Source organism: Cryptosporangium phraense, from assembly GCF_006912135.1.
Lineage (GTDB): Bacteria > Actinomycetota > Actinomycetes > Mycobacteriales > Cryptosporangiaceae > Cryptosporangium > Cryptosporangium phraense.
The window spans coordinates 1-22,277 of sequence record NZ_VIRS01000017.1; the positions used below are offsets into that span (position 1 = coordinate 1).

At 70.9% G+C, this 22,277-nt stretch carries 22 protein-coding genes; 14 read left to right on the plus strand and 8 right to left on the minus strand.

The features are described from left to right. Positions 1-428 precede the first annotated feature (428 nt). The 4 genes from FL583_RS41075 to FL583_RS22930 all read left to right on the plus strand — a co-directional run bounded on the left by FL583_RS41075 (position 429) and on the right by FL583_RS22930 (position 3,017). Positions 429-1,208 carry a pseudouridine synthase gene (locus tag FL583_RS41075; RefSeq protein WP_240746774.1) on the plus strand — a complete coding sequence of 260 codons (780 nt, stop codon included), beginning with the start codon at positions 429-431 and terminating at the stop codon, positions 1,206-1,208. Further along, positions 1,208-1,570, plus strand: a complete 363-nt coding sequence (gene aroH, locus FL583_RS22920; RefSeq protein WP_142706857.1) for a chorismate mutase — start codon at positions 1,208-1,210, stop codon at positions 1,568-1,570. The genes FL583_RS41075 and aroH overlap by 1 nt, the downstream gene beginning before the upstream one ends. Next, a complete protein-coding gene (locus tag FL583_RS22925; RefSeq protein ID WP_142706858.1) occupies positions 1,567-2,259 on the plus strand; it encodes a TVP38/TMEM64 family protein in 693 nt (230 codons plus the stop codon). Before aroH ends, FL583_RS22925 begins: the two co-directional genes overlap by 4 nt. A gap of 116 nt (positions 2,260-2,375) precedes the next feature. Beyond that, complete coding sequence (locus FL583_RS22930) at positions 2,376-3,017, plus strand: class I SAM-dependent methyltransferase (RefSeq protein WP_205752371.1); 642 nt, start codon at positions 2,376-2,378, stop codon at positions 3,015-3,017. A 9-nt stretch (positions 3,018-3,026) separates the two neighbouring features. On the opposite strand, the gene FL583_RS22935 is transcribed toward FL583_RS22930, so the two are convergent. Continuing rightward, the gene (locus FL583_RS22935; protein ID WP_142706860.1) at positions 3,027-4,064 is read right to left on the minus strand and encodes an alpha/beta fold hydrolase; all 1,038 of its coding nucleotides are present in this window, start codon (positions 4,062-4,064) and stop codon (positions 3,027-3,029) included. After that, positions 4,061-4,525 (minus strand): NUDIX hydrolase, encoded by a 465-nt coding sequence (locus FL583_RS22940; RefSeq protein ID WP_142706861.1) that lies wholly within the window; start codon positions 4,523-4,525, stop codon positions 4,061-4,063. Before FL583_RS22940 ends, FL583_RS22935 begins: the two co-directional genes overlap by 4 nt. 174 nt (positions 4,526-4,699) lie before the next feature. Here FL583_RS22940 and FL583_RS22945 point away from each other — a divergent pair, with 174 nt between their 5' ends. From FL583_RS22945 to arfA, 5 genes are read left to right on the plus strand one after another with little or no spacing between them, the layout of a single operon-like run. Then, positions 4,700-5,695, plus strand: a complete 996-nt coding sequence (locus FL583_RS22945) for a LacI family DNA-binding transcriptional regulator (protein WP_142706862.1) — start codon at positions 4,700-4,702, stop codon at positions 5,693-5,695. 18 nt (positions 5,696-5,713) lie between these two features. Continuing rightward, positions 5,714-7,045, plus strand: a complete 1,332-nt coding sequence (locus FL583_RS22950; RefSeq protein ID WP_142706864.1) for an extracellular solute-binding protein — start codon at positions 5,714-5,716, stop codon at positions 7,043-7,045. Positions 7,046-7,057: 12 nt separating this feature from the next. Beyond that, positions 7,058-7,960, plus strand: a complete 903-nt coding sequence (locus FL583_RS22955; RefSeq protein ID WP_142706865.1) for a carbohydrate ABC transporter permease — start codon at positions 7,058-7,060, stop codon at positions 7,958-7,960. A gap of 2 nt (positions 7,961-7,962) precedes the next feature. Next, on the plus strand, positions 7,963-8,841 hold the full coding sequence (locus FL583_RS22960) for a carbohydrate ABC transporter permease (protein ID WP_142706866.1): 879 nt from the start codon (positions 7,963-7,965) through the stop codon (positions 8,839-8,841). Continuing rightward, positions 8,838-10,352, plus strand: coding sequence for an arabinosylfuranosidase ArfA (arfA, locus tag FL583_RS22965; RefSeq protein ID WP_142706867.1), 1,515 nt, complete (start codon positions 8,838-8,840; stop codon positions 10,350-10,352). Before FL583_RS22960 ends, arfA begins: the two co-directional genes overlap by 4 nt. An 87-nt stretch (positions 10,353-10,439) precedes the next feature. Here arfA and FL583_RS22970 read toward each other — a convergent pair whose 3' ends face one another. Further along, entirely contained in the window at positions 10,440-11,177 is a 738-nt protein-coding gene (locus tag FL583_RS22970) for a hypothetical protein (protein ID WP_142706868.1), read from the minus strand. A gap of 459 nt (positions 11,178-11,636) precedes the next feature. Here FL583_RS22970 and FL583_RS22975 point away from each other — a divergent pair, with 459 nt between their 5' ends. Then, a complete protein-coding gene (locus tag FL583_RS22975) occupies positions 11,637-12,155 on the plus strand; it encodes a hypothetical protein (protein WP_142706869.1) in 519 nt (172 codons plus the stop codon). Here FL583_RS22975 and FL583_RS22980 read toward each other — a convergent pair. From FL583_RS22980 to FL583_RS23000, 5 genes are all read right to left on the minus strand, one after another. Continuing rightward, positions 12,152-13,465 (minus strand): AAA domain-containing protein, encoded by a 1,314-nt coding sequence (locus FL583_RS22980; RefSeq protein ID WP_142706870.1) that lies wholly within the window; start codon positions 13,463-13,465, stop codon positions 12,152-12,154. The two genes, FL583_RS22975 and FL583_RS22980, sit on opposite strands and share 4 nt — an antisense overlap. Then, positions 13,462-14,856: a hypothetical protein gene (locus tag FL583_RS22985; RefSeq protein WP_205752372.1), complete on the minus strand. Its 1,395-nt coding sequence runs from the start codon at positions 14,854-14,856 to the stop codon at positions 13,462-13,464. Before FL583_RS22985 ends, FL583_RS22980 begins: the two co-directional genes overlap by 4 nt. A 26-nt stretch (positions 14,857-14,882) precedes the next feature. Next, positions 14,883-15,977: a hypothetical protein gene (locus FL583_RS22990; protein WP_142706872.1), complete on the minus strand. Its 1,095-nt coding sequence runs from the start codon at positions 15,975-15,977 to the stop codon at positions 14,883-14,885. Then, a complete protein-coding gene (locus FL583_RS22995; protein ID WP_142706873.1) occupies positions 15,977-16,804 on the minus strand; it encodes a hypothetical protein in 828 nt (275 codons plus the stop codon). The genes FL583_RS22990 and FL583_RS22995 overlap by 1 nt, the downstream gene beginning before the upstream one ends. A gap of 765 nt (positions 16,805-17,569) precedes the next feature. Further along, positions 17,570-18,142: a TetR/AcrR family transcriptional regulator gene (locus FL583_RS23000; RefSeq protein WP_142706874.1), complete on the minus strand. Its 573-nt coding sequence runs from the start codon at positions 18,140-18,142 to the stop codon at positions 17,570-17,572. An 84-nt stretch (positions 18,143-18,226) separates the two neighbouring features. Here FL583_RS23000 and FL583_RS23005 point away from each other — a divergent pair, with 84 nt between their 5' ends. The 4 genes from FL583_RS23005 to FL583_RS23020 all read left to right on the plus strand — a co-directional run bounded on the left by FL583_RS23005 (position 18,227) and on the right by FL583_RS23020 (position 22,276). Next, the gene (locus FL583_RS23005) at positions 18,227-19,189 is read left to right on the plus strand and encodes an aldo/keto reductase (protein ID WP_142706875.1); all 963 of its coding nucleotides are present in this window, start codon (positions 18,227-18,229) and stop codon (positions 19,187-19,189) included. A gap of 356 nt (positions 19,190-19,545) precedes the next feature. Next, complete coding sequence (gene cmk / locus FL583_RS23010; protein ID WP_240746775.1) at positions 19,546-20,265, plus strand: (d)CMP kinase; 720 nt, start codon at positions 19,546-19,548, stop codon at positions 20,263-20,265. Beyond that, a complete protein-coding gene (gene der / locus FL583_RS23015; protein ID WP_142706877.1) occupies positions 20,262-21,683 on the plus strand; it encodes a ribosome biogenesis GTPase Der in 1,422 nt (473 codons plus the stop codon). Before cmk ends, der begins: the two co-directional genes overlap by 4 nt. Continuing rightward, complete coding sequence (locus tag FL583_RS23020) at positions 21,680-22,276, plus strand: sulfite oxidase-like oxidoreductase (RefSeq protein WP_142706878.1); 597 nt, start codon at positions 21,680-21,682, stop codon at positions 22,274-22,276. Before der ends, FL583_RS23020 begins: the two co-directional genes overlap by 4 nt. Position 22,277: the final 1 nt, after the last annotated feature.

The window sequence follows — 22,277 nt, forward strand, 5'->3', positions numbered from 1 at the left end:
GCGAAGGCGCCGGCCGCTGGTCCGCCGCGCGGAGCGGTGACGGCGCCGGCCGGAGCGGCGGCGCTCGGGGCGGCGACCGTCTGCGGGCGGCCGGTGGTGGCCGGGACGGTGGTGGCCGCGGTGGCTCGTCGCGGGATGGCGACGGCGGCGGCCGCGGTGGCGCGCCCCGCACCGGAGGCTCCGGCGGTGCGTCGCGCGGCGGTGGCGCATCGCGCGGCGGTGGCGCATCGCGCGGCGGCGTTTCGGGCGGCGGTTCGCGCGGAGGAGGAACCGGCGCTTCGCGGTCGGGCGGGACCCGCGGTGCTGACCAGTCGCGGCGCAGTGCCTCCTCGGAGCCGCTGGGCCGCGACGGGGCACCCGCCCCGCGGCGGGCGTCGCGCACCGTCGGCTACGGGAAATCCGCTACGGACGACCGTCCGTATCAGGACGTGTGGGAAGAAGAAGAGGGCGACCCGAACTGGGCCGCCAAGCTCGACGAGCCCAAGGAAGGCGAGCGCCTGCAGAAGGTGCTGGCGGCCGCGGGCATCGGGTCCCGCCGGGCCTGCGAGGACCTGATCGAGCAGGGGCGGGTCAGCGTCGACGGCAAGGTCGTCACCGTGCAGGGCAAGCGGGTCGACCCGCTGACCGCGGTGATCCACGTCGACGGCCAGCGGGTCATCGTCGACGACCGCATGGTCTACATGGCGTTCAACAAGCCGACCGGCGTGCTCTCGACGATGAGCGACGACAAGGGCCGGCTGAACATCGGCGACTACGTGCAGGACCGCGAGGTGCGCGTGTTCCACGTCGGGCGCCTGGACGCCGAGTCCGAGGGCCTGCTGCTGCTCACGAACGACGGTGCGCTCGCCCACCGGCTCACCCACCCGTCGTACGGCGTGCTGAAGACGTACCTGGCCGAGGTGCCCGGCCCGATGCACAGCGACGTGAAGAAGCGCCTGCTGGAGGGCGTCGAGCTCGAGGACGGGCCGGTCAAGGTCGACGACTTCCGGGTCGTCGACAACCTGCCGGGCCGGCTGCTCGTCGAGGTCACGATCCACGAGGGGCGCAAGCACGTCGTCCGGCGGCTGCTGGAGGAGGTCGGGCACCCGGTGAGCCGGCTGGTCCGGACCGCGATCGGGCCGATCCAGCTGGCCAACATCAAGCCGGGCAAGGCCCGGCACCTCAGCCAGGCCGAAATCGGCCAGCTGCACTCGCAGGTCGGGCTCTAGTGGCGGTCAGGGCCCTGCGGGGGGCGATCCAGATCGACGAGAACTCGCGGGACGCGATCCTGGAGGGCACGACCGAGCTGATCAACGCGGTCATGGACCGCAACACGATCACGACCGACGACCTCATCAGCGTCATCTTCACCGCGACGCCCGACCTCGACGCCGAGTTCCCGGCCTACGCCGCGCGGCAGCTCGGGTTCACCGACGTCCCGCTGCTGTGCACGACCGAGATCGGGGTGCCCGGGGCGATGCCGCGGGTGCTGCGGTTGATGGCCCACGCCGAGATCGACCGGCCCCGGTCGGAGCTGCACCACTGCTACCTGCGGGGCGCCGCCGCGTTGCGGAGGGACCTGCCTCAGTGACCTCCCCGGCCATCCGGGCGGTGACGCTCGGCGTTCTGCTGCTGGTTCTCGTGGGGTTCCTGCTCACCTACGGTGTGCCTGAGCCGTCCGCGTTGCGGTCCTTCGTGGCCGACGCCGGGCCGTGGACGCCGATCGGGGTGGCCGCGGTGGCGGTGGTCACGTCGGTGGCGATGGCGCCCCGCGGGGTGCCCGCGCTGCTGGCCGGGTTGCTGTTGCCGCCGGTGGTCGCGGTGGGGGCGGCGCTGTGCGGGATCGTGGTCGGGGCGTCGGTGGCGTTCCTGCTCGGGCGGTGGCTCGGGCGGCCGTATCTGTCCGGGCGGACGGCGGCGGCCGGGCCGGACGCGCGGCTGGCCCGCTTGCAGGCGTGGCTCGATCGGGACGGGACCCGGGCCGTGGTGTACGCGCGGATCCTGCCGGTGTTTCCGTTCGGGTTGCTGAACTATCTGTTCGGGGCGACGACCGTGCGGATGGTGCCGTTCGTGTTCGGGACGGCGGCGGCGATCGTGCCCAGTACGACGGCGTACGTGCTGGTGGGGGCGTCGGCGTCGGATCCCGGGTCGCCGGCGTTCTTCTTCTCGGTGGGGTTGGTGGCGTTGGTCGGGGCGCTGGGGCTGGCGCACGCGTGGTGGGCGCGCCGCCGCGCGCGAGCGACGCCCGAGGCGCAGCTCGCGCTCACCGCCGCCGAGTAGCGGCGGGGTGGCCGGGATCGGCCATTGGGGTGGATGGCCGGTTGTGGCGATGCGGTGGGGGCCCGCGAGTTCTTACAACTGAGGGGTCAGGAAGTCCGACCTCGCAGGAGAGCATGATGTTGGTCAATCGGGTGTTTGCGGCGATCTACGATCCGTTCCTCGCGCTGGGCGAGCGGCGGAGCATGGGGCAGCAGCGGGCCGGGCTGCTCGCCGCGGCCAAGGGCGACGTCCTGGAGATCGGGGCGGGCACCGGCCTCAATCTGCGCCACTACCCGGACACCGTGAACGCGCTGACGGTATCCGAGCCGGACGCCGCGATGCGAGCCGTGCTCCAGCGCCGCGTCGCCGGGATCGCGACGCCGTTCGCGGTGACCGTGTCGCCCGCACCGGCCGAAGCGCTGCCCTTTCCCGACGGCGTGTTCGACGTCGTCGTGTCGACGCTGGTGCTGTGCACGGCGGGCGACCCGGCCGCGTCCCTGGACGAGGTCCGGCGGGTGCTGCGGCCGGGCGGCCGGCTGTTGCTGATCGAGCACGTGCGGGGCGCGGACGGGTCGAGGCTGGCCCGCCGTCAGCGGCGGCTCGCCCGGCCGTGGCGGGCGTTCGCCGGCGGCTGCCGGTGCGATCAGGACACGGTCCGGTTCCTGTCCGACGCCGGGTTCAGCGTCGCCTCCCTGCGGACGGAGTCGTGGGCCGGGATGCCGGCGATCGTGTCGCCGCTGGTGGTCGGGTCGATCGGCGACGACGTATGGGCGTGTTAGAACGGCCTGCTAGATCAGGCCTAGGCGGATGCCGGTGGCGGCGGCCGCGGCCCGGGACGGCTGGTCGAGCTTGCGCCGGATGTTCGCGACGTGCCGATGCACGGTGTGCGCGCTCAGCACGAGCTCGGAGGCGATCTCGGCGTCGTTGAAGCCGCGCGCCACCAGCCGCAGAACCTCCCGCTCCCGCTCGGTGAGCACCCCGGTCTCGACGGCGGCCTCGGGCGGAGCATCGGCGCCCAGGAACGGGAGCAGCGCGTCCAGGACCGGAGCCGGATCCCCCAGCCAGGGCGGGTGGACGTTGCCGTCCAGCGGCACCAGGCGCGCCCCCGCGATCCCGGCCGCCACCTCGCGGCCCAGTGCGAACGGGATCGCCCGGTCGTCCCGCCGGTGCAGCACCAGCGTCGGCGCCTCGATCGACCCCAGCACCCCGCGAATGTCGACGTCGTACACGGCCGCCAGCACCGCCGCCGCTGTCTCGGCGTCGGCCGCCGACCGCTGCAGCCGGACGAAGTCCTCCCGCACCGACGCGGGCTCACCCGGCATCCAGACGTCGGCCAGCACCCGCGACCCCGCGCCCCAGTGCGCCCGGATCGTCGCCAGGATCGCCTCCCGCAGTGCGTCCGGCGCGGTGCGGGCGCCCTCGGCGTATCCGCCGAACACGGCCAGCCGGCTCACCCGGCCGGGATGCGCGGCCGCGTAGCCGAGCGCCGCACCGGCGCCGATCGAGAACCCGAACAGCGCGGTCGTCTCGAGCCCGAGCCCGTCGATCAACGCCGACAACACCGCGGTGTCGTGCGCGACGCTCGGCGCCACCGCCCCGACCAGCTCCGGACGATCGGACAGCCCGCACCCGAGCCGGTCGTACCGGACCACCCGGTGCGTGCGGGCCAGCGCGCCCAGGAACGTCCGGTACTCCGGCGACTCCCAGTCGAGCTCGAGATGGCTGATCCACGGCGTCGGCAGGACGAGCGGCGGCCCGCTGCCGACCTCGGCGTACGCGATCCGACCGCCGGGGACGGCGACGAACCCGATCCGTTGGTCGGTCACTCCAGCGCCTCCGCGAGCCGGTCGAGGAACGCCCGCTGGCCCTTGATCAGTTTCTCCCGGGCGGTGTCCAGATCGAACCACTCGACCCGGTCGAGCTCCGGGAACTCCTGCATCCGCCCGGAGCGCGGTGGCCACTCGGTCGTGAACGTGCCCGGCACGACGTCGTCGGGGGAGAGGTCACCCTCGATCGCCCAGACCGTCACGGTCTTGCCGCCGGACTGCTTCACGTCGCCGAGCGGCAGCAGCGCGCCGTCCGGGGCCGGCAGCCCGAGCTCCTCGGTGAACTCGCGCCGGGCCGCGGCCTCGGCCGTCTCGGACTCGTCGTACTCGCCCTTCGGCACCGACCAGGCGGCCTCGTCCTTGCGGGCCCAGAACGGGCCGCCCATGTGCCCGAGCAGCACCTCCGGCCGATCCCCGGAGACCCGGTAGACCAACAAACCCGCACTACGCCTCGCCGCCATGCCCGAACGCTAGCCCGTAACCGGCCCCCGCACCGGACGACCACGTGGCGGACCCGGCCCCCATCGCCGGTGAAAGTGATCCTTGACACGCTGCCCGCGGAAGTCCCATATTGCCTTACGCGAACGTTCGCCTAACCGTTGTGAACGCTCACATGTGCGGAATGAGGTGACCCCGTGTACGTCTCACTCAAAGACGTCGCCGAGCGCGCCGGGGTCAGCTTCCAGACCGCCAGCAAGGTGCTCAACGGCAACTCCGCGGTCGTCTCCGCGGCCACCCGTCAGCGGATCCTCGACGCCGCCCGCGAACTCGGCTACGTCCCGAACGCGCTGGCCCGCGGCCTCGTCCGCCGCGACTCGCTCACCGTCGGCATCCTGGCCGACGACTTCTCCGACGTCGCGCTCTCCCGGTTCGTCGTCGCGGCCCAGCAGGCGATCGAACGGCAGGGCCACGCCGCGCTGGTGACCACGACCGGCCAGTCGAGCCAGGCCCCGCTGCGCACCCTGCAGGAGCACCGCGTCAGCGGCGTCCTCGTCATCGCCCCGAGCCTCGAGGAGGACGACGGCATCGGCGAGTACCTCCGCGGGCCGCTGCCGGCCGTGACGCTCAACCACATCCCGGGCGGCGGCGTCCCCGCCGTCGGATCCGACCACCGGCAGACCGGCGTGCTCGCCGCCGAACACCTGCTGGCCCTCGGCCATCGGACGGTCGGCACGGTCACCGGTCCGACCGGCCGGCGGGTCGTCGTCAGCCGCCTCGACGGCTTCCGGACGACGCTCGCCGCCGCCGGCGTCGAGCTTCCCGCCCACCGGATCCACCCGTCCGGCTGGGAGGCCAGCGATGCCGCCGCGGCCACCCATCACCTGCTGGACGCCGATCCCGGCGTCACCGCGATCTTCGTGCACAACGACAACATGGCGTTCGGGGTGCTGTCCGCGCTCCGGGCCCGCGGGGTCGGCGTGCCCGACCAGCTCTCGGTCGTCGGCTGTGACGACGCCCCGCTGGCCGAGTTCGCGGCCCCTCCGCTGACGACGGTCCGGGTGCCGTTCGAGGAGACCGGCGCTCGCGCCGCCGAGCTGCTCCTGACCCGGATCCGCGGCGAACCCATCGAGCGCAAGAACCTGCTCCCGGTCGAACTCGTCGTCCGCGAATCCACTGCCCCACCTGCCTGACCTCCGGGAAGGACAAAGATGACCTCTCCGCCACGTTTCTCCCGACGAACGTTGTTAGGTGGCGCCGCCGGTATCGGAGCTCTGGCCGCGCTCAGCGGCTGCGGCTCGGTACTCGACGGGCTGTCGACCGCCGGCGAATCCGCCGACACGCTCCAGTACTGGGACCTGTTCGGCGGCGGGGACGGCGTCCGCATGCAGTCGATGCTGGACACCTACCGGAAGCAGAACCCCGGCATCACGCTGAAGGGGACCACGTTCAACTGGGGAAACCCGTACTACACGAAGCTGTCGCTGGCGACGGTCGGGAACAAGCCGCCGGACGTGGCCGTCGCCCACCTGACCCGGGCCAAGTCGATGGTCGAGGGTGACCTGCTGCAGGAGCTGACGCCGGACGCGCTGGAGCGGGCCGGCCTGTCGGCCGACAAGTTCAACAGCAAGGTCTGGCAGGCCGGTCTGGTCGACGGCAAGTCGTACGTGATCCCCCTCGACACGCACCCGTTCGTGATGTTCTACAACACCGAGATCTGCAAGAAGGCCGGCCTGCTCGGCGCGGACGGCCTGCTCACGCCGTTCAAGGGCGAAGCCGCGTTCCTGGACGCGATGAAGAAGGCCAAGGCCGCGAGCGGCGGGTACGCGGGCGCGATCGCGCTCGGCTCCGAGGTCGTCACCGCCTGGCGCGCGTTCCAGTCGCTCTACTCCCAGCTCGGCGGGCAGGTCCTGGCCGACAACGGCACGAAGGTCGTCCTCGACGACGAGAAGGCGTTACGGACGCTGACGTTCCTGCGGTCGCTCACCAAGAGCGGCCTGTTCCCGGAGGCGACCGACTACCAGGGCTCGATCGCCGACTTCGCGGCCGGCCGGACCGCGTTCCTCTTCCAGGGCGAATGGGAGATCACGACGTTCCAGACGGCCAAGACGCCGTTCTCGATGACGCTGTTCCCGCACGTGTTCGATGAAGGCCCGTACGCGGTGCAGGCCGACTCGCACACGCTCGTCGTCCCCAAGAGCCCCAAGCTGACGCCGGCCCGGCTCGACCGGGCGCTGGCGTTCGTCCGCAACCTGCTCGACCAGAGCAAGACCTGGGCCGAGGGAGGCCACGTCCCGGCCTGGCTGCCGTACCGCGACAGCGCCGAGTACAAGGCCCTGCAGCCGCAGGCCCAGTACGCGGCGGCGGCCGACAGCGCGGCCTACGACCCGGCGGGCTGGTACTCCGGTTCCGGGTCGAACTTCGAGACCGTCACCGGCTCCGCGGTCGGCGCCACGATGGCGGGCCTCACCGAGCCGAGGCAGGCGCTGGACGACATGCGCACCAAGCTCGACAACCTCGCCGCCACCGCGTCGCCGATCTGACCGGAGTCAACGATGACCACACCCTCGGTGCGGCCCGGCCGCGCCCCCGGGCAGGGGCGTTCCGCCGCTGCCTTCCTCGCCCCGTTCCTCCTCCTGTACGTCCTGTTCATCGTCGGGCCGGCCCTCTACGGCCTGCTGATGAGCTTCTTCGACACGTCGATGGTGAAGGCCGGTCTGTCGACCTTCGCCGGTCTGCAGAACTATGTGGACGCGTTGGGCAGCTCGGATTTCTGGTCCTCGCTGTGGCACACGGTGTGGTTCACGATCCTGACCACCCCGCCGCTGGTGATCATCGCGCTGGCGCTGGCCCTGCTCGCGAACCGGGTCGGCCGCGGCCAGTGGTTCTACCGGCTGGCGTTCTTCCTGCCCTACGTGCTGCCGTCCGCGGTCGTCGCGCTGATCTTCATGTGGATCCTGTCGCCCGGCATCGGGCTGCTGGACACCTCGCTGGGCAAGATCGGCATCACCCCGCCGAACTGGCTCGGTGACGAGAACTGGGCGATGCCCGCGCTGGCGTTCACCACGGTCTGGTGGACGATCGGCTTCAACTTCGTGCTCTACCTGGCCGGTCTGCAGGAGATCCCGCGCGACCTGTACGAGGCGGCCGCGCTGGACGGCGCCACCCCGTGGCAGCAGATCCGGCACGTGACGATCCCGCTGCTCGGCCGCACGACCACGCTGGTGGCGGTGCTGCAGGTCATCGCGTCGCTGAAGGTGTTCGACCAGATGTACATCATGACGTCCGGCGGACCGAACTACTCCACCCGCTCGCTGCTCGAATACGTCTACGACGAGAGCTTCACGAACTACCGGGTCGGCTATTCGTCCGCGGTCTCGATGTTGTTCTTCGTCGTCGTGCTCGCGGTGTCGGTGGTCTGGTTCCGGCTCGTCCGCTCGCAGCAGAAGGAGGTCTGATCATGGCTACCGACACGCTGGCGCCTCCGCTGCGAGCCCGGGTGGTCACCGTGGAGACCGTCGATCGGCGGGTCACGATCTTCAACCGCATCTGCGTCGGGGTGCTGATCGCGTTCGCGCTGCTGTGGCTGGTCCCGATCCTGTGGGCGCTGGACACCGCGCTGAAACCGAACGCCGAGACCGTCAACACCACCTGGTGGATCGAGAACCCGACGTTCGCGGCCTTCGGCCGCGTCTTCACCGACACCGACATGCTGCGGTGGTGGGCGTCGACGTTCATCGCGTCGGCGTTGTCGACGGTGCTGACCGTGATCACCGCGAGCCTGGCCGCGTTCGCGCTGTCGCGGATGCGGTTCCGGTACCGCAACCTGGTGTTCTGGTTCATCCTGGCCGGGATCATGGTGCCGTCGCAGGTGCTGATGGTGCCGCAGTTCCGCGAGTTCCAGTCCCTCGGCCTGCTGAACACGTTCTGGGCCGTCGCGCTGCCGCAGGCGCCCACCGCTATCGCGGTGTTCATCTTCAAGCAGTTCTTCGACGGGTTGCCCGCCGACCTGGAGGAAGCGGCCCGCGTCGACGGGGCGTCGTTCTTCCGGATCTACCGGCAGATCGTGTTGCCGCTGTCCCGGCCGGCCGTCGCGGCGGTCGCGATCTTCTCGTTCGTGTGGGCCTGGAACAGCCTGCTGTGGCCGCTGCTGGTGCTGACCAACCCGGACCTGATGACGATCCCGGTGGGGCTGGCGACCGTGCAGGGCGCGTTCGGCATCCGGTACGCCGACACGATGGCGACCGCGGTGTTGGGCGCGGTGCCGCTGGTCGCGCTGTTCCTGCTGTTCCAGCGCAACATCGTCGAGGGCATCGCCGGGACGGGGATCAAGGGATGATCAGGGCGTCGCTGGCGCTGGACCCGGCGTTCACGGTCGGGGACGTCGATCCGCGGTTGTTCGGGTCGTTCGTCGAGCACATGGGCCGGTGTGTGTACACCGGCATCTACGAGCCGGGTCATCCCACTGCTTCTGATGCGGGCTTTCGGGGAGACGTGCTCGACCTGGCCCGGGAGCTCGGGGTGCCGCTGATCCGGTACCCCGGGGGGAACTTCGTGTCGGGGTACAAGTGGGAGGACGGCATCGGGCCGTCGGCCGACCGGCCGACCCGGCTCGACCTGGCCTGGCGGTCGCTCGAGACCAACCAGGTCGGCGTCGACGAGTTCGTGCCCTGGGCGTCCGGCCTCGGGGCCGAGACGATGATGGCGGTCAACCTGGGCACGCGGGGGATCGACGCGGCCCGGGACCTGATCGAGTACTGCAACATCCCGGGCGGCACGTACTGGTCGGATCTGCGCCGGAAGAACGGTGCTCTGTCTCCCTACGGGATCCGCACGTGGTGTCTCGGGAACGAGATGGACGGGCCCTGGCAGATCGGCCACAAGACCGCGTACGAGTACGGGCGGCTGGCGTCGGAGACCGCGAAGGCGATGCGGCTGGTCGACCCGTCGATCGAGCTGGTCGCGTGCGGGAGCTCGAACTCGTCGATGCCGACGTTCGGGTCCTGGGAGGCGACGGTCCTGGGGGAGGCGTACGACCAGGTCGACTACGTCTCGATGCACGCGTACTACGAGCAGCGCGGCGACGACCGGGACAGCTTCCTCGCGGCCAGCGTCGACATGGACCGCTTCATCGACGCGGTGGTCGCGACCGCCGACCACGTCCGGGCGGTGAAACGGCGCTCGAAGCGCGTCGACATCTCGTTCGACGAGTGGAACGTCTGGTACCTCAAGAAGTTCGCCGGCGAGGCGTCGCTGTCGATCACCGAGGCGCCGGCGCTGATCGAGGACGTCTACTCGGTGACCGATGCCGTCGTCGTCGGGAACATGCTGATCAGCCTGCTCAAGCACGCCGACCGGGTGAAGATCGGGTGCCAGGCCCAGCTGGTGAACGTGATCGCCCCGATCAGGACGACGCCCGGCGGGCCGGCCTGGAAGCAGTCGACGTTCCACCCGTTCGCGCTGACCTCTCGCTACGGGCGGGGGACCGTGCTGCGGGTCGAGCAGCGGTCGCCGCTCTACGAGACGAAGTGGCTGGGGGAGGTGCCCCTGCTCGACGCGGTCGCGGTCCAGGGCGAAGACGGCGTCTCGATCTTCGCGGTGAATCGCTCCCAGACCGAGCCGATGGTGGTGGACGTCGACCTGCGGGCCTGGCCGGGCTACCGGGTCGAGTCCCACACCGCGATCGCCGACGACGACCCGGACGCGGTGAACACGGCCGAGGACCCGGAGAGGGTGGTGCCGAAGTCGCTGAAGGTTCCTGACGTCGACGGCGGCCGCGTGGCGTTGGAGCTCCCGCCGTTGTCGTGGAACCTCGTCCGGCTGGGTCGATCAGGATCGGCGAGCCACTGATCGGCACTATCTGGTCTTGGTGGCCCCGCAGGGGTCACCAAGACCAGATGTGCCGTCACCACGCTCAGAATGGTGGACCGCTGGAGATCATGCTCGCTCGAGCGACCGAACGATCTCGTCAACGGTCCGGTCATCACCTTGTTTTCGCACGCACCCCGCGACGATCGCCATGATCAGGTAACCGAGAAGCGAGCGCTCTTCGACTTCGTCGATGACGCGCGGACGCCGATCGACCAGCTGACGCAGCGCTACGCCTTCCGCTGCGGCGGTCAACATATCGGCGAATCTCTCCATGGGGACGTCGGATCGCAGATGGCAGTTGTGTAGATCGAGCAGATGCTGGTAGACGTCTGTCCAGGATGAACCAATGACGTCATACAGTTCTTGGATCGCCTCGTGCAGCGCTGGCTCCTGTTGTGCGAGCACTGCGGCGATGATCTGAACTCTGAAATACAGATTGTTGCGGGCGGCGCGTAGATCCTTCAATGCGATGTCGTGCATCAGCGCCGGTAGATCGGGGTAGCCAGACACCTGCTGAAGCATCGATTCCTGCTGGACGATGTTCGCGTGCCAATTGCCCTTCCACAGCGCGTAAGACAGAAGGTCTTCGACGAAGTGATCGTGGGCCGGCCATCGCTCGCGCAGCGCGCCCATTCCCGATCGCGGCCGCTTGCCGGTCTTCATCTCTGCGACGACGGCGCGCTGAGAGAGCCACGGCAGGAGGCTGTGCGGTTCACGGCTTTCCGCGTTACCGGGGCCCATCTGTATTGCATCCACGCGTTTCGCGAGCAGTCGCAAGCCTGCGTCGAGGAATTCTCTAGTCACGTCGTCGCGGGCTAAGCGGCGTCGACTTTCGGCATGGGCTCGTTGGCTGTTGGCCGTGACCCGCCGAAGGATTACTGACCAATCCTCCGGTTCGAGCGCGCGCTCTCCCCTTGTCCAAAAATTGTTTCTCGTCACCGGATCCCCCGACGCCACAGTAGAGCCCCCCGACTCCTCGTGTTCAGCGAAGAACGGATGGTAACAGTCGCTGCACTGCCACACTCATGCACGCAGGAGTGTGCGCTAGGGCGAAAATCTCGTTTTGTGGCTCTTGTCCCCTCGCAGGCGCGCGGTCTCAGATGTAAGTACGCGTGCGCGACCCCTGTTTGGGGGCAAATTCCTGATTGGCTTGACACGCCAAATGCTCAGCCGTCGCAGGAGTGAACAAGACCAGTGGAACGTAACCCATCGACACGTTCAAGGAGCGTCGCTCGCACCACTCTGTACTGGACGGTCGCCGGCGTGGTCATTGCCGCGGCCGCGGCTGCCTGGGCCGTCTTCGTCGCGAACGACGCGGAGCCGGACTCGCCGTGCAGCATCACCGTGAGCGGACACAACGAGGGACCCATCAACGCGAACTGTGAGGAGTTCACAGACGAGGTGAGTAGCGGCACCCTGAGGGAAGCGCGTGACGCCGCTAGAAAGTACGCCGACGTGCCGCCGCCGCGCAGTGGGCCGTCGCCCTTCCTCATCGCCGGCGCGCCCCATGGACTCAAGGTGAGGACGTCCGGGACCGTCGACGGAGTACAGATCGGTGCAGTCATCAACCAATCGGTCGTCTGGGGTGAGTGCCAGACTCGCACCGATTTCGACCCTGACCGGACAGACAACACCGGCGCGGCCTGGCTTCGCATCAAATGGGGCACGAACCAGCCGAACGCTCAGGTCGGCTTCTCGGAACCGTCGGGCAAGTACTCCGGATGGGTCTACATGGGCTTCACGGTGCCGGCAGGCCACAACGGAGCAGTCCGGTCCTGCTAACCGCGGACGCGGTGGTTTTCCAGGTGGGCCATCATCGTCTGGTTGGCGGCCCATCCGTCCGGGAACTTCACCGGATCACCGAGGTGCACCGGGGCGCTCGACGGGTGGGCATCCAGCAGATCGCGGATGCCCGCCCGGGCCACCACCACACAGGCCTGCCGGTGCCGGGACGCCAGCACGCACAAGCGGCCCGCCTCCAAATGGAACGCGGTCGCGTCGCGGCGGCCCGAGAGCGGGTGCAGGAAGACCGTCACCTCGTACTCGCGGCCCTGCAGCCGGTTCGCGGTGTCGACGGTGACCGGCACCGGTCCCAGCGCCGCTCGGATCGCGGCCACCTGGTCGCGGTGGGCGGCACCGACCGCGATCCGGTCCGGGCCGACCGGCCCCGACGACGAACCCGACCGGGCCACGGCTCCGCGCTGCAACAGGCGCGTCGTCACGTCCGCTACCGCCTGGACCGCCGAGGCGTCGGTCCTCATCGTGTGCCTCGCCGGCAATTCCAACAGACCCCAGCCCGACTCGGCGGCCACCGCGAGCACCTCGTCGGCCGGCGTCCGCCCCAAGGCCGAGGCGGCGAACGTCAGTTCGCGCTCGCCCGGGCCGGTGCCGGTGCGGAACCCGGTGTACGGGTAGAACGCCGACGCGACCACGTCCTGGGCCGAGTACGGCAGCCGCCACGACACCGGCAGGCGGTGGACCGGCACCGACGGGTTGTTGCGGAGCAGCACCGAGACCGCGCTCTGCATCGGGTCCCAGAGCAGGCCCCGCCAGCGATCGTTCTCCACGGTGGAGAACGGGTCGAGCTGCCCTGGATCGCCGACGAACAGCGCCCGCTCGAACCGCGGAGCCAGCGTGAGCAGCGCGTCCGAGCGCATCTGGTAGGCCTCGTCGACGATCGCCCAGGGCCAGGTCCGATCGCGGACGTGCGCCCACTTGGCCGCGGTCGCGATCGTCACCAGCGGGTCGCCGAGGTCCGGCAGCCCACTCCCGACCACCACGTTGGCCAACGCGCCCAGCCGAGCGGGCGCGACGAACCCGGCTCGCGACAGCCGGCCGATCCGCGCCTCCGGCCGGATCACCGCGAGGTCCGGCGCCAGCCGCAGGATCAGATCGTCCACCTGCTCGTTCGTCTGCGCGACGATCATCAGCGGCTGTCCGCTCCCGGCCAGCTCCAGCGCCGCCCGCACCACGAGCGTCGACTTCCCGGCCCCCGGCGGCGAGTCCACGACCACCCCGCGATGCTCGCCAGAAAGCAGGTCGGCCAGGATCGCCGCGGTCACCGACGCCGCCGCCACCGCGGGGGCCGTCATTCCCAGTCCTCCCCGGCGTCCAAATCAGACGGCACGTACGGCGTCGGCGGGCCGCCGTGCGTCCACGGGGTCTCGTCCGCGCTCGGCAGCGCCGGTCCGCGGATCGCCGACGCCAGCACGCTGCTGTACGTGATCGGCTCGCCCGGCGACGGAAGCACGCCCGGGGCCGGCGTCTTCCCCCGCCCGAATCCCTTGTCGAGCTCGACCGTGACCAGGTCCGAGGTCACGTCGAGCACGGTGCCGCTCTGCTTGGGCCGGCTCGGCGCGCCCACCTGCGTCCCGACCGGCAGGTGCACCGGGTCCGACGACTGCACCAGCACGAGCGGCCGGGTCACCAGGTTCCCCTTGTCGTTGGTGATCCGCCGGGTCGCGTCCACCGACAACACGGTTCCGGCGAACGCCTCTCCGGTGACCCGGTACTGGGCCATCACCAGCGGATCGTCGAACGAGCGGGCCACGTCGTACGACGCCTGGGCCCGCTCCAGCTGGGCCAGCCGCCGGGCCGCGGCCACCGCGCCGTCCCGGCGCGCCTGAGGGAGGCCGTCCTCGGCCAGGTACGTCCAGAACCCCGCGTACGCGTCACAGTCCGACGCCCAGCGCGATGCCACCGACGCGCCGGCGGGTAGCGCCGACAGCGTGGCCAGAGCCCGGAACATCAGCCCCCACGTGGGCTCCAACTGCGAGGCCAGCGCCCGCTCCAGCGCCGAGACCGAGCCGCCGCGGATCAGCGGGCCGAGGACCTCGTTGTCGAAGGTCGGGTCGGTCGCCGGGCCGGCTGGCGGCCAGCGCAGCGGGTCCTCGGCCGCGCGGGCGGCGGCCGCCCCACTGACCCCGGGCGGGGGTTCGATCCACCCCATCAGAGCAGCCAGGTTGTTGTCCTCGAACGCGCTCTGGCCGGTCGCCCAGTGCAGGGTCAGTGCCTCGGTGGCGGCCAGCGCCGACGACGAGCCCGGGTGCTCGGACCGCTCGGCGAACCAGGTCAGCCAGCGGCCCAGCACCGGCACCGACGGGTCCACCGGGTACGGACCGGTCGCCCGCCGGAACCGCGTCGAGCGGCCCAGCAGTCGCACGAACGCGAGACCGGCCCGGTTGGGCACCAGCACCTGCGGGGAGTCGGCGGCGAACGGCCCGTCGTCGGACGACGACACCGGGAACGACGCCAGGTAGTCGAGAAAGACCCGCGCCAACCGGGCCGCGAACTCGAACCGCAGGGCTCGGTCCCGGGGCTGCGGCACGATCAGCAGCTCGGGCTCGTCCACCGACGTGCCGACCATCGCGGCCAGCGGCGCGTTCGCCTCACCGGCCAGCGACAGGGGCACGAACACCAGCGGGCGCGACGACAGATGGACGTGAGCGACGGTCGCGATCGGTTGCGCGACTCCCGCCTCCACCGCGCGCGCTTTGGCGTAAGCGCTTATCACGGGACCGGCGCCAGAACCACTGGACGGACGGTTCGCCGCAGAGCGTCGTCATAGATACGGGCGGACGACCGGAGGACCTCAGCGGTCTCGGCTTCCTCGGGCGGGACGGGGTGATCGCCGTGGGCGATCCGCAGGGCCTCAGCCACCGTCTCGACGCCGCCGAGCTGCTCGCGGACGCTCGTGCCGAGCGCATCGGTGCACCCCGCGGACTCCTCGCGGCAGAAGAAGCCGAGCTCGCAACTGGACAGACAGCCGGGCGCGTAGCGCGCCTCCAGCGGCCCGAGCGCGGCGGCGAGGTCGGCCGGGGGCTGGGCCGGGTCGAGGGTCAGGCCCGGGGGCAGCAGGTCGAGCAGCGCCTCGACCCGGGTCAGGCGGCTGAGCTGGTGATCGAGGATGATCAGCTGCTTGCGGACGTCGACCTTGGTCGCGACCGGACGGTTGGAGAAATTCTCCGGGCAGACCAGCACGACGTCGGGGGAGACCGCGTCGTCGCCGCGGCCGAGCAGCCGCCGCAGCGCGAGCACGTAGACCGCGGACTGGATCGCCGCCGCCGCGACCTTGCCCGGGTCGGCCTGCCCGTCGATCACCGCGAACGACTTGATCTCGACGACGTGGAACACGCCGTCGTGCTGGAACGCCACCAGATCGGGCTCGAGGTACACGTTCTGCCCGGCCACCGCGAGGCGGAGCAGCGGGTGGTCGAAGAGCGTCTCGGCGCCCCGGGTCAGCTTCTGGGCCGAGTACGCGTGCCGGATCTCCTGGCTGTCGTCGCCGCCGACGTCCTCCAGGTTCGTGTAGGCCGCCTCGGCGAGGTCGAGCCCGAGCGTCTCCCGCAGCAGTCGCAGCAGTTCGGCGCACCCGTCGGCCTTCACCTGGGCCTCGAACGCGTTGCCGCGGGTGATCGCGAACGACGACTGTCCGAACGGCGCCGGGAACCCGATCGTGCGGGCGAGCGCGTCCTTGTCGACGCCCGCGCTGTCGAGGATCGCCCGGCGCGCGCAGCCGGGGTTCGTGGTGAGCGCGGCGATCGTGCGGGCGTTGTGGCGCTTCGGCGCGGTGTTGCCGCGGAGCTGGGCGAGGCGTTGGTCCATCAGGTTCCGGTTCTTCCCCGTACGGTCTGCAGTCGGCTGCCGAACAGTTGCTGGACGTCGTCGAGCTGGGCCCGGGCCCGGGCCGCGCCGTCCTCGCGGTGGACCCCGTCGGCGTCGCAGTGGATCTGCCGCTCGGCCTCGGCGGCCCGGGCGACCGCGGCCGGATCCTGCTTGGCGCCCGGGATGTTCGCGGCGAAGCGCCAGAGCAGCCGGGTGGCGGCCGGGCCGGGGTCGGGGATGCGCTGCAACTGCTCGGCCAGGTGGATGGCCGCGGTGAGGAAGTCGACGCGCGGGCTGAGCGGCCCGATGATGCGGGTCGCCATCGGCCAGGTCGAGATCGCCAGCAGGCCGCGGGAGGGCGCGAGCAGGTCGTGGGTGAGGGCCGCGCAGAGGTAGTACGGACGCGCGTGCGGCGCCGAGCGGTAGGAGCGCTCCTCGTCCCGCCGTAGCGACGTCAGCCTCGCCGACGGCACCTCGCCGCCGGAGAACGCCTCGTGCACGGCCACGATCAGCCGCGGTGCGGCCGGCGCCCCGAGCAGCGCCAGCGCCTGGTGCACCTGTTCCCGGAGCGGAAGCAGCGGTGGTGCGCCGCCGTCGTCGTCTTTGCCGTCAATGCCTACGCCCGGCGCGGGGGCGCCGATGGGCATGTTGGCGTCCGGGGTCTGGTCTTGGAGGTCTTCGAGGGCGTCGTCCCAGGCCGCCTCGGCGGCGCGGAGGTCGGCGCGGAGGGTGCGGGCGGTCGCGCGGTCGCCGCGCACGACGGCGCGACGCACTTCGGAGCGGAGCTCGTCGATGCGCCGCTCGAGTGCCTCGGCGGACTCTCCCACGTCGGCACCGTAACGGCTTCCAGTGATCTCCAGCAATAGCCAGGGTTTGCCGGTGTGTCGAGTAACGAGTGGTGGCCACTGAAGAGACGTCAGTGGTGCGACTTCCCAACTTCTCCAGCAGATTCCAGTATTGAGGGGCGTCGGTGCACTGGAGGGGCGTGCACCGCCGCCCTACTCCGTGCGTCGCCGATTCTCGCGCCCGCCGTAGACCCCGGGTCGCGGTCCCCGGGTCGCGGATCCGGCGCCGGCCGCGTCGGACGAGGTGGCCGCGTTCGTGGTGGGCGGGCTGGAGCAGGACTGAAGGAGGGCTGGGGCCCTCGGCAGGTCCAAGGCAGGCCGGCCGAGGGTTCGTCGACCGGCCGTAGATGTGCGGTGTCCCACGACACGGTCTCAGTCCTTGTTCGTGCAGACCCGGGGGCGGCTGCGCTGCGAGCTGAGCCCGCGCCCGCGCGCCGGCGGTCGATGCGCAAGCCCCGCGCCCGGGCCCGCGCCGAGACCGCGAAGCAAAGCCGCTGATCGCGCGGTCCCGGGTCAGGGAGAACGCGACCTGATCCCAGCAAAGACGGCAGGTCGGCGATCGGGACGATCGCCGGTTCGAAGGTGCCATCGCGAATTGCCGCTGTGGTGGCCCACTGGGTCGTCAGCAACCCGCCCGGTCCGACGAGTTCCACGCCCTCGGCCCGCGCGGTGTCCATCATGTCCTGGTCCCCCCGCCAAGCCGCCTGTGCTCGGCGGGTCAGACCGGGCCGGAGCGGTGGCCCCGCACTACCTCGCAGCCGGAAAGAGGCGCTCCACTGCGGCGACGATCGCCGCCCGCCGTGCGGCGAGGAACTGCGACCGCTCGTCCGCGGGAACGGCGGCGATCAGGTCGGGCTGGTTGGCCCAGGCCATCGCGATCTCGTTGACCAGCATCAGCGCGTCGATCGGCTGGAGAGCGCCGGTGAACTGCCCGGTGCCGCCGAGCTGCTCGAGCTTGTAGGCGACCGCGCGCCGGAGCGGGTCGTCCGCCGGGATGCCGCTCCGCTCGAGCCGGCCCCAGCCGATGATGCGGGCATGCTCCGGGTGGGCCTGGTAGTAGTCGTGCACCCGGCCGGCGTAGGCGGGCAGGTCGTCCGGGTCCATCCGGGTGGCGTCGGCGACGGCCGCCAGCACGTCGCCGGAGACCTCACGGTACAGCGCCTCCTTGCTGCTGAAGTACGCGTAGACGCGTTCCTTGCTGGTGCGGGCGGCCTTGGCGATCCGGTCGACGCGGGCGCCGGCGATGCCGAAGTCGGCGAACTCGGCGGTGGCGGCCTTGACGACGCGGTCGCGCGTCGAGTCTTCGGCCCGGGGAGTCACGGAGGCAGGCTACCGAACCGGTCGGTTTGGCTGTAGCGTCGGCAGGGTCAAACCAAACGGTTCGGTTCGGAGCTAGGGGTAGTAATGGAGAGCAGGACACTCGGCAGCCAGGGTCTGACCGTCTCGGCCCTCGGCTACGGCGCAATGGGCTTCAAGCTGGCCTACGGTCCGAACGGCGACCAGGACGGCGTCGCCACGATCCGGCGCGCGCACGAGCTCGGCGTCACGTTCTTCGACACCGCCGAGCTCTACGGCTGGGGGGAGAACGAGAAGCTGGTGGGCGCGGCGCTCGCGCCGATCCGCGACGAGGTCGTGATCGCGACGAAGTTCGGCTTCACCCGGTCGTTCGGGTTCGACAGCCGGCCCGCGCACATCCGGGAGGTCGTCGAGAACAGCCTGCGCTACCTCGGCGTCGACACGATCGACGTGCTGTACCAGCACCGGGTCGACCCGGACGTGCCGATCGAGGACGTCGCCGGGACCGTCAAGGAGTTCATCGACGCCGGGAAGGTCCGGTACTTCGGGCTCAGCGAGGCCGGGCCGGAGACCCTGCGCCGGGCGCACGCCGTGCATCCGGTCTCGGTGCTGCAGACCGAGTACTCGCTGTTCGAGCGGGACGTCGAGGCGCTGTTCCCGGTGCTCGACGAGCTGGGGATCGGGTTCGTCGCGTACTCCCCGCTGGGCCGGGGGTTCAGCACCGGCAGTGCGCGCCCGGCCGGCGAGTACGACGCGTCGGACATGCGGAACACCGACCCGCGCTGGCAGCCCGGTAACTACGAGAAGAACCTCGAGGCGGTGCGGGCCCTGTCCGAGCTCGCGTCCTCGAAGGGCGCGACGGTCTCGCAGCTGGCGCTGGCCTGGCTGCTGACCCGGGGCGAGCACGTTGTGCCGATCCCGGGCACGCGCAGCGCGTCGCGGGTCGAGGAGAACGTGGGGGCGGTGTCGCTGGAACTCGGCCAGGCCGACCTGGCCCGCATCCAGGAGATCCTGCCGACCGGCGGCTACGGAGCCCGCTACGCCGGAACCGCCACCCCCACCTGGGTCTGATCCCGCAGGGGTTCGGTTTGCTGCGGTTGTAAGAGTCACCGCTCCAAGGCGCGACCTGGAGCAAAGCCATCAGCTCGGCGTAGGAGGGAAGCGCGTCGGCCGGTAAGGCGATGAGCTGATCGAGCGCTTCGCCGTCTGTCTCGACTTCGTACACCTACAGGCCCAGGCGAGACCGGGTGACGGCCCAGGATTCGGTGGGGAGGTCTGATAACGACCGGGCCGGCCGGGCGTGGCCGGGCGGTCGGGCGGGCTGCGTCGGTTCGGAGGTTGGGGTTGTAGCGGGCATGATAGGAGGGGCGTCGAGGGACGACAGCTCTGCGCCACCTGAAGTTCATGGCGCACGAGGAGGTCAGGCGTTGAGTACACCCGCCGAGGCGGCACACCCGGCTGCGGGATTCCGGGGCGTGATAGCCGTCGACGGCCCCTCCGGATCGGGTAAATCCAGCGTCTGCCGTGCCGTCGCCCGGCGGCTCGGACTGCGTTACCTCGACACGGGCGCGATGTACCGGGCCGTGACCTGGGCCGCGATCGACCGGGGCCTCGACCTCGACGACCAGCCCGCGGTCGCCGCGCTCAGTCGTGGATTGACCCTGGGCATCTCCACCGACCCGGCCGCCCCCGGCATCGCCGTCGACGGGGTCGACGTCGACGGGCCGATCCGGACGCCGAAGATCTCCGAGTCGGTCAGCGCGATCGCGACGAACCTCGACGTCCGCGCGGACCTGATCGCCCGGCAGCGGGCGATCATCGCCGACGACGGCGGCATCGTCGCCGAGGGGCGGGACATCACGACGGTCGTCGCGCCCGACGCCGACGTGCGCCTCCTGCTCACCGCCGACGAGAACGCCCGGATCGCCCGGCGGGCCCGCGAGCTGCACGGCACGGCCGACCAGGAAGCCCTGAAAGCCACGCACGCCCAGATCGCCACCCGCGACGCCCGCGACTCGACCGTCGTCGATTTCCTGGTGGCGGCCGACGGAGTGGTCACGCTCGACACGTCGGCATTGACGTTCGAGCAGGTGGTCTCGACGGTCCTGCAGATCGTCGACGAGCAGGCCGGAGCGCGGGTCCGATGACCGAGAGCAACTGGACCGCGATCGCCGACGAATACGAGATCACCGACGCCGAGCTCGCCGCGCTCGACGACGACGGAGACGGCGACGAGGGCGCGCCGGTCTCCCTCCCGGTGCTGGCCGTCGTCGGACGGCCCAACGTCGGCAAATCGACGCTGGTCAACCGCATCCTCGGCCGCCGCGAGGCGGTCGTGCAGGACGTTCCCGGCGTGACCAGGGACCGGGTCGCGTACGACGCGAACTGGAACGGCAGGCGCTTCACGCTGGTCGACACCGGCGGCTGGGAGCCCGACGCCCAGGGCCGCGCGGCCGCGATCGCGAACCAGGCCCGCTACGCGATGTCGGTCGCCGACGCCGTGCTGCTGGTCGTCGACGCCCGGGTGGGCATCACCGACACCGACGCGGCCGTGGCCCGCGTGCTCCAGCGCGGCGGCAAGCCGGTCGTCGTCGCGGCCAACAAGGTCGACGACACGAAGGGCGAGGCCGACGTGGCCGAGCTCTGGCGGCTGGGCCTGGGCGAGCCCTGGCCGGTCTCGGCCCTGCACGGACGCGGCTCCGGTGACCTGCTCGACAAGGTGCTCGAGGTGCTGCCCGAGGCCCCGGCCGAGGGTCGGTTCGGCACCGGCGGGCCGCGACGGGTCGCGCTCGTCGGGCGGCCCAACGTCGGCAAGTCGAGCCTGCTCAACGCGCTGACCAAGGAAGACCGCGCGGTCGTCGACTCGGTCGCCGGCACCACGGTCGACCCGGTCGACAGTTTGGTCGAGCTGGGCGACGAGGTCTGGCGGTTCGTGGACACGGCCGGCCTGCGCAAGAAGGTCACGTTCTCCAGTGGCGCCGAGTACTACGCGAGCCTGCGCACGGCCGCGGCGATCGAGGCCGCCGAGGTCGCGGTCGTCCTGCTCGACGCCAGCGAGCCGCTCTCCGAGCAGGACCAGCGCGTCATCACCGGCGTCGTGGAGGCCGGTCGGGCGCTGGTGATCGCGTTCAACAAGTGGGACCTGATGGACGAGGACCGCCGGGAGCTGCTCGATCGGGAGATCGACCGCGACCTGCAGCGGGTCCGCTGGGCCCCGCGGATCAACGTCTCGGCCCGCACCCGGCGCGCGGTCGACAAGCTCGCGCCGATGCTGCACACCGCGCTGGAGGGCTGGGAGCAGCGCATCCCGACCGGCCGGCTCAACTCGTGGATGTCCGAGCTGGTCGCGGCCCACCCGCACCCGGTGCGCGGCGGCAAGCAGACGCGTATCTTGTTCGCGACCCAGGCCGGCAGCAAGCCGCCCCGGTTCGTGCTGTTCACCACCGGCCCCGTCGATGTGGCCTATCAGCGGTACATCGAGCGGCGCCTTCGGGAAGACTTCGGCTTCGTCGGCACGCCGATTCAGATCTCGGTCCGTATCAAGGAGAAACGGAAGCGACGATGAGCGTCATCTCTCCCGGTTTCACCGGCCGCCGCAGACACGACCGGGACCTTCCCCCGGGCCAGTACCTCACCGACGGGTTCCCCGTCCTCACCTACGGCCCGACCCCGAAGGTCGACCTGGCCGAGTGGAACTTCGGCATCGTCACCGAGACCGGTGCGACGCACGGGTGGGGCTGGGAAGCGCTGCAGGCGCTCCCGCACGAGACCCCGCACGTCGACATCCACTGCGTCACGAAGTGGTCGAAGCTCGACACGGACTGGGAGGGCGTGTCGCTGGACACGCTGTTCGAGAACGTCGAGACCGAGGCCGAGTACGCGAAGATCTACTCCTACGGCGGGTACACCACGAACCTGCCGCTCGAGGACCTGCTCGACGGCAAGGCCTGGATCGCGTTCGGCTTCGACGGCGAGCCGCTCGAGGCCGAGCACGGCGGCCCGGCCCGGCTGCTCGTCCCGCACCTGTACTTCTGGAAGAGCGCGAAGTGGGTGCGGGGCATCCAGCTCCTCACCGAGGACGAGCCGGGCTTCTGGGAGGAGAACGGCTACCACAACTACGGCGACCCGTGGCGCGAGCAGCGCTACCAGGGGGACTGAG

Coding starts and splice junctions, on each gene's coding strand:
- FL583_RS22930 (WP_205752371.1), top strand. CDS start 2,376: ATGTTGGTCAATCGGGTGTTTGCGGCGATCTACGATCCGTTCCTCGCG.
- FL583_RS22940 (WP_142706861.1), bottom strand. CDS start 4,525: ATGGCGGCGAGGCGTAGTGCGGGTTTGTTGGTCTACCGGGTCTCCGGG.
- FL583_RS22950 (WP_142706864.1), top strand. CDS start 5,714: ATGACCTCTCCGCCACGTTTCTCCCGACGAACGTTGTTAGGTGGCGCC.
- FL583_RS22955 (WP_142706865.1), top strand. CDS start 7,058: ATGACCACACCCTCGGTGCGGCCCGGCCGCGCCCCCGGGCAGGGGCGT.
- FL583_RS22960 (WP_142706866.1), top strand. CDS start 7,963: ATGGCTACCGACACGCTGGCGCCTCCGCTGCGAGCCCGGGTGGTCACC.
- arfA (WP_142706867.1), top strand. CDS start 8,838: ATGATCAGGGCGTCGCTGGCGCTGGACCCGGCGTTCACGGTCGGGGAC.
- FL583_RS22980 (WP_142706870.1), bottom strand. CDS start 13,465: ATGACGGCCCCCGCGGTGGCGGCGGCGTCGGTGACCGCGGCGATCCTG.
- FL583_RS22990 (WP_142706872.1), bottom strand. CDS start 15,977: ATGGACCAACGCCTCGCCCAGCTCCGCGGCAACACCGCGCCGAAGCGC.
- FL583_RS23005 (WP_142706875.1), top strand. CDS start 18,227: ATGGAGAGCAGGACACTCGGCAGCCAGGGTCTGACCGTCTCGGCCCTC.
- der (WP_142706877.1), top strand. CDS start 20,262: ATGACCGAGAGCAACTGGACCGCGATCGCCGACGAATACGAGATCACC.
- FL583_RS23020 (WP_142706878.1), top strand. CDS start 21,680: ATGAGCGTCATCTCTCCCGGTTTCACCGGCCGCCGCAGACACGACCGG.